This is a genomic window from Nocardia sp. NPDC060259, assembly GCF_042728775.1.
Classification (GTDB): domain Bacteria; phylum Actinomycetota; class Actinomycetes; order Mycobacteriales; family Mycobacteriaceae; genus Nocardia.
In genome coordinates this window covers 1-11,632 of record NZ_JBHXAY010000155.1, presented here as the reverse complement: position 1 = coordinate 11,632, position 11,632 = coordinate 1, and the positions used below count along the sequence as shown (strand labels likewise).

The 11,632-nt window shown below is 69.7% G+C and carries 11 protein-coding genes and 1 pseudogene; 4 read left to right on the top strand and 8 right to left on the bottom strand.

Annotated features, from left to right (window positions below):
* The first annotated feature begins 362 nt into the window (after nucleotides 1–362).
* A complete protein-coding gene (locus ACFWF2_RS32050; RefSeq protein WP_379311232.1) occupies nucleotides 363–845 on the top strand; it encodes a MarR family winged helix-turn-helix transcriptional regulator in 483 nt (160 codons plus the stop codon).
* A 57-nt stretch (nucleotides 846–902) separates the two neighbouring features.
* On the opposite strand, the gene ACFWF2_RS32045 is transcribed toward ACFWF2_RS32050, so the two are convergent.
* Both ACFWF2_RS32045 and ACFWF2_RS32040 read right to left on the bottom strand, forming a co-directional pair.
* Nucleotides 903–1,307: a hypothetical protein gene (locus ACFWF2_RS32045; protein ID WP_379311231.1), complete on the bottom strand. Its 405-nt coding sequence runs from the start codon at nucleotides 1,305–1,307 to the stop codon at nucleotides 903–905.
* 79 nt (nucleotides 1,308–1,386) lie between these two features.
* Entirely contained in the window at nucleotides 1,387–2,883 is a 1,497-nt protein-coding gene (locus ACFWF2_RS32040; RefSeq protein ID WP_379311230.1) for a flavin-containing monooxygenase, read from the bottom strand.
* 68 nt (nucleotides 2,884–2,951) lie between these two features.
* Between ACFWF2_RS32040 and ACFWF2_RS32035 the strand changes: the two genes are divergently transcribed.
* From ACFWF2_RS32035 to ACFWF2_RS32025, 3 genes are read left to right on the top strand one after another with little or no spacing between them, the layout of a single operon-like run.
* Nucleotides 2,952–3,527 carry a YdcF family protein gene (locus tag ACFWF2_RS32035; RefSeq protein ID WP_379311233.1) on the top strand — a complete coding sequence of 192 codons (576 nt, stop codon included), beginning with the start codon at nucleotides 2,952–2,954 and terminating at the stop codon, nucleotides 3,525–3,527.
* 57 nt (nucleotides 3,528–3,584) lie between these two features.
* Nucleotides 3,585–5,189: a GMC oxidoreductase gene (locus ACFWF2_RS32030; RefSeq protein ID WP_379311229.1), complete on the top strand. Its 1,605-nt coding sequence runs from the start codon at nucleotides 3,585–3,587 to the stop codon at nucleotides 5,187–5,189.
* Between the two features lie 30 nt (nucleotides 5,190–5,219).
* On the top strand, nucleotides 5,220–5,942 hold the full coding sequence (locus tag ACFWF2_RS32025; RefSeq protein WP_379311228.1) for a VIT family protein: 723 nt from the start codon (nucleotides 5,220–5,222) through the stop codon (nucleotides 5,940–5,942).
* A gap of 6 nt (nucleotides 5,943–5,948) precedes the next feature.
* On the opposite strand, the gene ACFWF2_RS32020 is transcribed toward ACFWF2_RS32025, so the two are convergent.
* From ACFWF2_RS32020 to ACFWF2_RS31995, 6 genes and pseudogenes are all read right to left on the bottom strand, one after another.
* On the bottom strand, nucleotides 5,949–7,523 hold the full coding sequence (locus ACFWF2_RS32020) for a Na+/H+ antiporter (RefSeq protein WP_379311227.1): 1,575 nt from the start codon (nucleotides 7,521–7,523) through the stop codon (nucleotides 5,949–5,951).
* A gap of 53 nt (nucleotides 7,524–7,576) precedes the next feature.
* Nucleotides 7,577–8,209, bottom strand: coding sequence for a hypothetical protein (locus ACFWF2_RS32015; protein WP_379311226.1), 633 nt, complete (start codon nucleotides 8,207–8,209; stop codon nucleotides 7,577–7,579).
* 136 nt (nucleotides 8,210–8,345) lie between these two features.
* Nucleotides 8,346–9,305, bottom strand: coding sequence for an MlaD family protein (locus ACFWF2_RS32010; protein WP_379311225.1), 960 nt, complete (start codon nucleotides 9,303–9,305; stop codon nucleotides 8,346–8,348).
* Complete coding sequence (locus ACFWF2_RS32005; RefSeq protein ID WP_379311224.1) at nucleotides 9,302–10,351, bottom strand: MlaD family protein; 1,050 nt, start codon at nucleotides 10,349–10,351, stop codon at nucleotides 9,302–9,304. Before ACFWF2_RS32005 ends, ACFWF2_RS32010 begins: the two co-directional genes overlap by 4 nt.
* Nucleotides 10,348–11,436 carry an MlaD family protein gene (locus ACFWF2_RS32000; protein ID WP_379311223.1) on the bottom strand — a complete coding sequence of 363 codons (1,089 nt, stop codon included), beginning with the start codon at nucleotides 11,434–11,436 and terminating at the stop codon, nucleotides 10,348–10,350. The genes ACFWF2_RS32005 and ACFWF2_RS32000 overlap by 4 nt, the downstream gene beginning before the upstream one ends.
* A pseudogene (locus ACFWF2_RS31995) lies at nucleotides 11,436–11,632 on the bottom strand (MCE family protein); the annotation flags it as partial. The pseudogene ACFWF2_RS31995 and the gene ACFWF2_RS32000, both read right to left, overlap by 1 nt.

Genomic DNA, 11,632 nt, shown 5'->3' with positions numbered 1-11,632 from the left:
CAGCCTCGGGAGGCTCAGCAGTTCGGCACCGGGTCGGTGTCCGTGTCGCTCTGACTCGAATTAAGTTACGCAGCCACGAACGCGAAGTCAAATCGCCTGGTAGATCCGGCGTTTCCCCAGCTCGCCACACCTTCGACGGGTCGACGAACGACCGTGGCGGCGCCGGCTGTGGAGCCGAGGCGCACTCGGCGACGAGTGGCGATCTTTTGGCAACTGATCATACGTCCAGCTGAATTTGGTCTATGAAACTTCCCCTACCTGCCGACATGACATGCGGCACATAGACAGCCGATAACCTCCGATATACAGTTTGCCGACCTTCAGCAATTCTTCAGTTAACATACGAGAAGGGGGGACGAGACGTGACAGAGGACCTCGACTCGGTCGAACGTCGCGCCTGGAGTGCGGTGGTCACCCTCGCGATGCGGGTGCCGAGCGCGCTCGATTCGCGACTGCAACGCGAGTTCGGCCTGACCCATTTCGAGTACCGGGTCATGGCACTGCTGCGCGAGGCGCCGGACCATCGGATGCGGTTGAGCCTGCTCGCCGCGCGCGGGCACGGGTCCATCTCCCGGCTCTCCCATGTGGTGTCCAAGCTGGAACGGGTCGGCTGGGCCGAGCGCGCGGCCGCGGAATCGGGGCGCGGCGTCGACGCGGTCCTCACCGAGAGCGGGCTGGCCAAGGTGGCCGAGGCGACACCGGAGTATCTCGTCGCGGTGCGGCGGCTGGTCATGGACGGACTCGACGGGCCACAGAAGGCCGAGCTGGCGGTACTCGGCGAACGGCTCTCCGACCATCTGGTCGGCACCCTCGGTAACGCCGACGAACCACCGCTCGGGCACTGACGCGCGAACGCCGCCCCGGCCGATGACCGGGGCGGCGTTCTCGTCGGTGCGCTGGGTTCAGGCGTTGTTCGGGCGCCAGGTGGCCACCGCCCAGATCACCACGATGTTGATGATGATGATCAGGATCGACCACCATGGGTAGTACGGCAGCCACAGGAAGTTCGCGATGATCGAGATGGCGGCGATCACCATCGCCAACACCCGTCCCCATGTCTGACCGGCCAGCAGGCCGATCGCGACGATCACCGCGATGGCACCGAAAACGATGTGCCACCAGCCCCATGACGTCAGGTCGAACTGGTAGAGGTACTCGGGCCCAACGACGATGAGATCGTCCTTGGCGACAGCCGAGATACCTTCGAGGATCTGCAGGACACCGACCACCGCCAGCAGGATTCCGGCGCCGATGGAGGTTCCTGCCGCGATTCCCTCGCGTACCGGGTGCTGATTCTGATCTGTCATCGCTCGGCCTTCCCGTCAGGTCAACGGACGTGCCACCACGGCACACGTCAACGGTAGGAACCCGACGGGGCCGCGCGCCTCATCCGTTGTGGGTGAACTCGCCTACGCGCCGGACCGGGCGCAGCGTCTTGCCGAGATCGGTGCGCAGAGTGATCAGCGCGTCGAGCAGGTAGTTCTGCCTGACCCGCCACGGATGCTTGTCGCCCTGACGGGGGAACGCGGCGATCGAGCGCAGGATGTAGCCGGCGTTCAAGTCGAGCAGCGGACGCTCGGTGAGCGCGCCCTTCGGATCCGGCACGACGGCGGGGACCCCGGTCCGGTCGAGATGGGCGAGGACCTTGCAGACCAGGCGCGAGGTGAGGTCGGCGCGCAGCGTCCACGAGGCGTTGGTGTAGCCGACGCAGATGGCGAAATTGGGCAGGCCGGTCAGCATCGCGCCCTGCCAGACGAACTGGTCCGACAGCGGGACCGGGGTGCCGTCGACCTCGGGGGCGATGCCGCCGAAGGCGAGCAGCCGCAGGCCGGTCGCGGTCACCACGATGTCGGCGGGCAGGATTTTGCCCGATTCGAGCTGGATGCCCTCGGGGACGAACCGGTCGATCCGGTCGGTGACCACCGCGGCCTTGCCCTTCTTCATCGCCTTGAAGAAGTCGGCGTCGGGCGCGGCGCACAGGCGCTGGTCCCACGGGTCGTAGTCGGGGGTGAAGTGCTCGGCGACCAGTGTGTCGTCTTTGAGGATGCGGGTGGTGAGGCCGGTCAGCAGCTTGCGCGCGGCGGCGGGGCGGCGACGGCAGTACTGGTAGAAACCGATGTTGAACAGGATGTTCTTGGTGCGGATCAGCCGGTGCGCCAGCCCGGCGGGCAGCAGTTCGCGGATCTTGTCGGCCTGCTTGTCGCGGCCGGGGACGGCGCTGATCCAGGTGGGGGTGCGCTGCAGCATGGTGACGTGCGCGGCCTCGTCGGCCAGCGAGGGCACCAGGGTGACCGCGGTCGCGCCGCTGCCGATGACCACGATCCGCTTGTCGCGCACGTCCAGGTCGGCAGGCCAGAACTGCGGGTGCACGATGGTGCCCGCGAAGTCCTCGCGACCGGCGAATGCGGGGGTGTGCGGCTGCTGGTAGTCGTAGTAGCCGGCACAGGCGTAGAGGAAACCGCAGGTCAGGGTGCTCAGCTCGGGGCCGTCGGGGCCGTCGTGGGCGATGGTGAGCTGCCAGCGCGCCTGCGCCGACGACCAGTCCGCGCCGATCACCCGCGACCCGAAGCGGATGCGCCGGTCGATGCCGTTCTCGTGCGCGGTTTCGCGGATGTAGTCCAGGATCGACGCGCCGTCGGCGATGGAGCGGGCCGCGCGCCACGGCTTGAACGGATAGCCGAGGGTGAACATGTCCGAGTCGGAGCGGATGCCCGGGTACCGGAAAAGGTCCCAGGTGCCGCCGAGATCGGCGCGGGCCTCGAGGATCGCGTAGCTGCGGTGCGGGTGTTCGGTCTGCAGCCGATAGGCGGCCCCGATACCGGACAATCCCGCGCCGACGATGACGACGTCGAGATGTTCGGGGGCAACGGCGGAGTCGGTCATGGCTCCAGTGTGCCTGGCGACACATCGCGAGGTGAAGGCAGTGTTTCGCTATCCTCGACGCAGTGTCGATCTTTCGGCGTGCGGGATGGTTGCTCGTCGGCGCACTTGTCATCACACTGGGTGCCGCGCTCGCCGGGTGGCCCGTGTACGTCCGGCCACAGGTGGACCCGCTGCGCCCCGCCGATGTGATCGTCGTGCTCGGCGGCACCCCCTACGAACGCTTCGACCTCGGGATCGAGCTCGCCGAGCGTGGCTACGCCCCCGAGGTGCTGATCTCGCAGTCCACCGGCCCCGACGATCCGCTGATGGACAAGTACTGCGGCGGCCGATTCGCCTTCCGTGTCTCGTGTTTCGTGCCCGACCCGTGGACGACCGACGGTGAGGCGCGCGAGATCGTGCGGCGGGCAACGATTTACGGCTGGCGGCACATCATCGTTGTCACCTTCACCCCGCACGTCTCGCGTGCCCGCTACATCGTCGGCCGGTGTTTCGACGGCGAGATCACCATGGTCGCCAGTCCCACCGAGTCCGGGCTGGGGTTCTGGTCGTGGATGTATGTGCGCCAATCCGCGGGATACATCCGGGCTTTCGTGAACCAGCATTGTGAGACCTCCGGAAATTCCGCGTCCCGGCTTCTAGAGTGACACCAATGCGCGGCCGGGTGCCGGGCCGCGCGGGTGGCACGGGCGAGAGGACCGCCGATGCTTGTCGAGGACCTGCGCACCGTCGGAGACGACGCGCTGCGCGCCCAGATCTGCGTCATCGGCTCGGGCCCGGCCGGGCTGACCGTGGCCACCGAACTGGCCGCGGCGGGTCTGCAGGTGCTGGTCCTGGAGAGCGGTGACCACGAAATCGGTCCCGCCGAGCCGGAATTCGCTGCCATCGACAGCGTCGGCGCGCCGCGGCTGCCACCCGACCGGATCGCGGGCAGCCGGGTCCTCGGCGGCAGCTCGCTGGTCTGGGCCGGACGCTGTGGCGTGCTCGACGACCTCGACTTCGCGACCCGGCCGTGGGTGCGGCGGTCGGGGTGGCCGATCGATGCGGGCGAGCTGCGTCCGTACGCCGAACGCGCCGCCGCGCATGCCGGGCTCGGGCACGGCACGGGGTTCACCGACGCCGAGTTCTGGCCGCTCGCGGGACGTCCGGCGCCTGCCGCCGCCGTCGACACCGGGTCGCTGCGCCCGTACTTCTGGCAGATCAGCCGGGATCCGGTCGACCGGTTCGACTGCAAACGGTGGGGCAGGCTGGTGCGCGATATCGTGGCGCCGACCGCACGGGTGCTGGTGAACGCGACCGTCACCCACCTCGACACCGATGCCACCGGCGCGCACGTGAACTCGGTGGAGGTGACCGGCGCCGGTGGCCGGGTCCGCACCGTCGAGGCGCGGATCTTCGTGCTCGCGGCGGGCGGGATCGACACGCCACGGCTGCTGCTCGCCTCGCGGCGCACCGTTCCCGGCGGCATCGGGAACCGGTACGACCAGGTGGGGCGGTATCTGATCGACCATCGCAGCGGCGTGGTCGGCACCCTGTCCCCCGCCGTCGCCGGTGCCGCGCTGGCCCGGTTCGGCAAGTATGTGGTCAAGGGGCCGCGGGGTAAGCACACCTTTGTGCACGGCCTGGCCCTGTCGCCCGAGGTCCAGCGCGGGGAATCGCTGTTGAACTGCGCACTGTGGTTGCAGGAGGTCACCGCGCCCGACGATCCGTGGGACGCCGTCAAGCGGGTGCTGAGTGGGCGGGCGGAGTGGAACGATGCGCGAATCATGCTGTCGGACACCAAGCTGCTGCTGGCAGGGGCTCGGCGCAGACTGATCGACGGTGTCGGGTTGCCGCACCGGCTCACGGGGGTCGAGGTGTGGACGATGGTCGAACAGGCGCCGGATCCGGACAGCCGGGTGCGGCTGTCCGAGCGCACCGACCCGGTGGGAATGCCGCTGCCCCAGGTGGATTGGCGGATCGGTGCGCGGGAGGACGCGACCGTCCGGCGGGCGACGGCGCTGCTGACGGCCGAGTTCGCCCGGCTCGGGCTGCCCGCGCCACAGATCGCGCCCGCGGCGCTGCCCGGCAGTACCGAGCCGCTGCCGCTGGCCGACCGGGCGCACCCGAGTGGCACCACCAGGATGTCGGCCGATCCGCGGCACGGGGTGGTCGACCGGCACTGCCGGGTGCACGGCGTCGACAACCTCTACATCGCGGGCAGTTCGGTCTTCCCGACCAACGGGCACGTCAACCCGACGCTGACCGTGCTCGCGCTGGCCGTGCGCCTGGCCGACACCCTGCGCGCCGGACCGCGCGCCCCGCGCTGATCCGGTGTCGCACCCGATTAGGCTGGCCGGGTGCAGGACTCGTCACCGACCGCCCATCCGCACGAACCCCATGCCGAAGGGCTCGCGTCCCGGTTGAACTGGCTGCGCGCCGGTGTGCTCGGCGCGAACGACGGCATCGTGTCCACCGCCGGTCTGGTGGTCGGTGTCGCGGCGACCACGAACGATCCGCACACCATCCTCACCGCGGGCGTGGCCGGACTGGTCGCGGGCGCGATCTCGATGGCGGCGGGCGAATACGTGTCGGTGAGCACCCAGCGGGATTCGGAGCGGGCGCTGCTCGCCAAGGAGCGCAGGGAGCTGGCCGACGATCCGGCGGCGGAACTGGCCGAGCTGATCGGGATCTACGAGGCCAAGGGGCTGAGCCCGGCGACGGCGCGCACGGTCGCCGAGGAACTCACCGCGCACGACGCGTTCACCGCGCACGCCGAAGCCGAACTCAAGCTCGACCCGGACGAGCTCACCAATCCGTGGGCGGCGGCGATCTCCTCGGCGATCGCGTTCACCTGCGGCGCGCTGCTGCCGCTGCTGGCGATCGTGCTGCCGCCGGTGCAGTGGCGGGTGCCGGTGACCTTCGCGGCGGTGCTCATCGCGCTGGCCGTCACCGGATCGGTGAGCGCGCGGCTTGGCGGCAGTCATCGCGGCAGGGCGGTGGTGCGGGTGGTGATCGGTGGTGCGCTGGCGATGGCGGTCACCTACGCGATCGGCTCGCTCACCGACACGCTCGCGGGCTGAGACCGGTCAGCGGGTCGGGCCGAGGTCGAGTCTGCGGGTGACCCGGTCGACGACATCGGGCGGCATGCCGGGTTCGCGGCGCGCGGCCTGGGCTTCGCGCCTGCCCGCCTCGATGACGGCCGAGCGCACCGCGCGCATCTGCGTGGCGAGTGTGCGTTCCGCGTCGAGGGCGGCCTTGGCGTCGGCGTCCGCGGCTTCGGGGTCGGCCTTGGCCGAGAGGTGGCGCAGGGTGTCCTTGATGTCCTCGTAGACGTCTTCGGGCAGCCCGTCGCGGGCGGCGATCATCTTGAGTTCGGCCAGTTCGGCCCGCACGACCCTGGTCCACAGCTGCTGTTCGACCGCGCGTTCTCCTCTGGTGTCGGCGTGCACGCCGGTGATCCGGACGATCAGCGGCAAAGTCGGGCCCTGCACGAGCAGCGTGAACAGCACCACCGCGAAGGCGACGAAGAGGATCTCCGAGCGGGCGGGGAAGTCCGCGCCGGAGTCGACGGTGAACGGCACGGCCAGGGCAAGGGCCACCGTGGCGACGCCGCGCATCCCCGCCCACCAGGTGACGATCACCTCGCGCCAGGTGAACGGCTCGTCGGTGTCGCGCCACAGTCTCGTGCTCACCGCCCAGGTCACCAGCAGCCAGGCCAGCCGCAGCAGCACGACGACCGCGATCACCGCCGCGGTGACCCCGGCCAGCGAGGTCCAGTTGTGCCCGGTGGCGTCGATGACGACCCGCAGTTCGAGACCGATCAGCGCGAAAGCGAAGCCGGTGATGAGCATTTCGGCGATGTCCCAGAACGAATCCGCGACCAGCCGGTAGTCGCGGTCGCCGATCTCGGTGACCGCGTCGGTCAGGTACAGCGCGCAGACCAGCACGGCGAGGACGGCCGAGCCTTCCCAGTGTTCGGCGACGCCGTAGGCGACGAACGGCAGCAGCAGGCTCAGCGCCACCTGGCCGGTCGCGTTGTCGAGGTACTTGGTGAGTTTGCTGCCCAGCCAGCCGAGGACGAGGCCGACGACGAGCCCGACCACCGCGGCGAGGACGAAGTCGCCGAGCGCGTGCCACGGCGAGAGCAGGCCGGTGACCACGGCCTGGATGCCGACGGTATAGATGACGATCGCGGTGACGTCGTTGAACAGGCCCTCGCCGCCGAGGGTCACGATCAGCCGCCGCGGCAGGCCGAGCCTGCTTGCCATCGAGGTGGCAGCGACCGGATCGGGCGGCGCTACCAGCGCGCCGAGCACCACACCCGCCGCGACCGCGGTCGCCGGATTCCAGGCGTGGAAGACCGCGGCCACCGCGACGGCGGTGACGATCACGAGGCCTATCGCACGCAGCGCGATGACCTGCCAGTTCTCGGCGAACTGCCGCCAGGAGGTGCGCCGGGCGGCGGCATAGAGCAGCGGCGGCAGGACCAGCGGGAGGATGAGCTCGGGCGGGATGTCGAGGCTCGGCACGGCGGGGATCAGGGCGAGCAGGCAGCCGAAGACCGTCATCAGGATGGACGGCGCGACCCCGATCCGGCCACCGAGCGACTCGGCGAGCACCGCCGCGAGCAGGATCACCAGAGTGAGCACCAGCTGGTCCATAGCGGATCAGTCTCACCGATATCGACGATGCGCGGCGGGTGACCCGCCGCCGGTCACGGCAGCACGGCGGCCGCCGGCGGAATGAAGATCGGCGGCAAGGGGAACGGCAGCTGGATGACCGGCGGCGGTGGTGGCGCCGGGGCTGGTTCCGGCGCGGGAGCGGGAATGGGCTCCGGCTCGTACACCGGCGGTGGCTCGTAGACGGGCGGCTCGTACACCGGCGGCGGCTCGTAGACAGGCGGCGGAGCTTCGACGGGCACGGGCTCGGGCTCGGGGGCTGGGGCGGGTGGTGCAGCTTCCGGGGGCGGTGGTGGCGCCTCGGCGGGCGCGGCGGGCACCGCGGCGTCCGGGGTCGTCACCGTGCACTGCCACGCGCCGTCTGCGTCGACCTGCCAGTGGGCGACGATGCCACCCGCCGAGCAGTTTCCGCCGACCCGGCGGGCGGGCCACGGCGGAGCGAAGACCGCCTCCTGCTCGGATGCCTCGTCACCGGCGACGGGCACGCCACTCGAATCGGCACCCATCGGGTTGACGGTCGACGGGTCGTTCTCGTCACCCTGATTCGCGCGCAGGACCAACCCGAGCGCGACAACCAGCGCGAGCAGTGCGGCGAGCACTGCCGCGATCGCGATCACCCGAGTACTGCTGCCGGTCCCCTCGCCGGGGCCCTCGCTGTTCTCTGCCATCGCACCGCCTTCGGTCGCCCACGGACCTGGACTCCCCTAGTCCAGCAGGCTACCGCACGGTTGCTGAAAAGACTGATCGGCTTGATAAGACTCCATTGACCTGGGGTCATACCTACATTCAGCAGTTGCCAGATGTTTACTTGATTGCGACCCTAACCTTCACCGCATCGGTATCGGTGTTGTGTAGCGCCTGCGCGATCAGGGTGCTCAGATCGATCTGCGGACCGGTCGCGGTGACCGATTCGGCGAGCGGGCGCAACCCGGGCAGCAGGGCGGACAGCTCGGGACCGAGCTCGTTCAGCTTGGCGACGACCTGCTCGAGGAACGGCACGAGACCGCCGTCGCGCAGATACATCTCCGGATCGCCACCGGCCGCGCTGACCCGGCCGACCGATTCGACGAACTCGTCGATGACCTGGCTCAGCCGCACGAACGCCGGCGCGGCGGCGGAGGTGGCCGGTCCGGCCCAGCCGATGTCACCGGAGACGTACTCGAAGTTGTTCTGCAGCTCGGCGATGGCGGGCGCGCGGCTCATGATGGCCGCGGCGAGCAGATCGCCCGCCCTTGCCAGTTCCGGGATGACGTTCTCGGTGCCGGTCATCGCCTGACCGAGCGTGTCGACCAGCGAGCCGACGACCGCGGGGTCGAGCTGCTCGACGGTCTTGGTGACCAGCCGCGCGACCTCGGGGATCGACATCGGAGTCCGCACATTCTCCCCCGCCAGGCGCTGCCCGTTGCTCAGGTACGGCCCGTCGGCACTGCGCGGCACGAACTGCACATACGGCTCACCCAGCGAGGACAGGTGCTCGATGGTGACGATGCTGCTCATCGGCACCTTGTTCTCGGCGCCGAACCGGAACCCGACCTGGACGCCGCCGGCGGTGGAGGTGTCGACGGCGGTGACCTTGCCGATCTCGATGCCGGTCAGCAGGATCGGCGAGCCGACGCTGAGGCCGCCGGAGTTGGCCAGCTCGATCGAGGCCTCGGTGTAGTCGGCGAACGGGTCGACCCGCACGACGCCGAAGGTCAGGTAGCTCGCGCCGAGCACGGTGATGGCGGCGATGCCGCCCAGTGATGCCAGTGCACCGATCTTCATCGCACCATTCCGATCATCCGCAGCGCGGTCACGATCTGCTCGGCCTGCTCGTCCTCGGACACCCGCACACCGGTGATGTTCACCTTCAGGCCGCGCTCGGCGAACGGGATGATCTTGTCGCGCAGCAGCGCGGTCAGCAGGGCCATGTTCGTCGAGGAGCGCAGGTCGGCCGAGCCGCCGGTGGCCAGCGGCAGGAACGCGGTCGCCGCGGCGTCGCCCGCGCCCGCGATCGGGGCCAGCCAGGTCAGCGACGAGCCGACCGGGCCGAGTGCCTGGAAGATCGCCATGGTCTTGGCGATCGAGTCCTGGGTGCCCGAGAGCGCCCGCACGGCTTCGGGGGTGAGGATGTTGGTGAGCTCGGCCTCGATGCCGACCATGATCTCGGCATTGGCGGCCAGGCCGTTGACCAGCAGGTCGACCCGGTCCAGGTTCGCGGCCAGATCGGCGGCGTCGGCGCCCATGACCGCCGAGATCCGCGCGGTCTCCTTGGGATCCTGCGGCATCACCGAGTTCACCCGGCCGATCATGTCCTGTAGCTGGCCGATCGCGCCGCCCTGCACGAACAGCGCCATGGTGGCCATCGTGTCTTCCAGCTGCACCGGCGGTTTCGTGCGGGCGATCGGGATGGTGCCGCCGTCGCGCAGCAGGGCGCCGAAGCCGTCCTTCGGGGTGGTCAGCGCGACGTGGATGTCACCGAGGATGGTGTCCTGGCGCAGTTCGGCGATGGTCGTGGTCGGCAGCTGCACCGAGTCGAGGATGTCGGCCTCGACGATCACGTAGCCGCCGCGGCCCGCGGGCGCGTCGGCGGGCTGGATCACCCGCACCGTGTCGACATTCCCGATCTCGGCGCCGTTGGCGATCACCTTCGACTTCGCGGGCAGGTTCAGCGCGCTGCTGAACTCGATCTGCACGCGGTAGGTGGGACCGCTGACGGTCGATCCGGGCACCGGCACCTCGGCCGGATCGAAGCCGCAGCCGCCGACCGCGAGACCGGCCGCGACAACGAGCGCGATCATGCTGCGCCGCAGCGTCTTTCGCGGGTTCATCGGGCACCTGCCATTCCCAGCACGACCTGGACGAGGTTCACATCGGTCAGTCCCTGCGCCGGGTCGGCGCACTGGCCCGGGACCAGCGCGTTCACCGCGGCGCACACCTGATCGGCTTCACCGCCGGGCAGCGCCACCTTGGGCGGGGCGTAGGTGATCGCGGTGCCGCCAGCGGCGCTCTGGAACGCCGAGGTCAGCGCGGGCATCTTCAGCACCACCTCGCGCAGCGATCCGACGTTGGCGCGCAACAACTTCACCAGCGGGACCGTTCCGTCGAGCGCGCCGATGAGCGGGTCGCCGAGGATGGTCGCGAAGTCGTTGAGCATCGGCAGCAGCTCGGCGAGTCCGTCGAACAGCGAGGTCGCCGGGCCGAGCAGGTCGTCGGAGGCCTGGTTGAGCAGCGGGGCCAGCCGGACCAGCATCGTCTGCAGGTCGCCCCAGTTGGCGGCGACCCGGTTCGACACCGAGGCGAACGCGTCGAAGAGGCCTGCCAGGTGGCCGATGTCGGCGTCGGGCTTGTTCATCGCCGAGCCGAGCTTGTGCACCAGTTCGTTGACCGTCGGGCCGGCGCCCTCGGTCGCGCGGTCCAGCGAGGCGAGGCCGTCGACCAGCGCGCTCGGCTGACCCGCTTCGGCGCCCGAAAGCTGCTCGGACAGGCTCGCCAGGGCGGTCAGTGTCTCGGTGATCGACTTGGGCGTGAGCGTCTTGGTGATGCAGCCGCCGGTGAACTGCCTGGTGTCCTTGCCGCTGGTCAGTACGGCCAGATTGCGGTCGGCGGCAACGGAATACGCGACGGTGGTCGCGGAGGCGTCGGCGTAGACCGGGTAGTCGGCATCGACCTCGAACTCCACGCGCACCTTGGCGCCCTCGTTGCGCACCGCGGTCACCTCGCCGACATCGATGCCGCGCATCGTGACGTGGTTGCCCGGATAGAGCCCGATCGCGTCCGGCATGAGGGCGCAATAGGATTCGGTCTTCTTCAGCGGATCGAAGGCCACGAAGTAGCCGGCGATCACCATGACGACCAGGACCGCGACACCGGCGATCGACATGAAAGCCTGGGATCCGAGGAGTCGTTTCAGCATCAGCACGCCTTCCCGGGCAGCGGCACGCACACGCGCACGCCGGACTGGTCGACCACGACACCGGCGTCCGGGGTCGCCAGCTGCGACAGCTTGGTCTGCAGGTCGGCCACGGTGCCGAGGATCGGTTCGAACCGGCCTTCGAGTTCCCGCATCCGCGGCAGCGCGTCGGCCAGTGCCTGCGCCTGCGGTTTCAGGG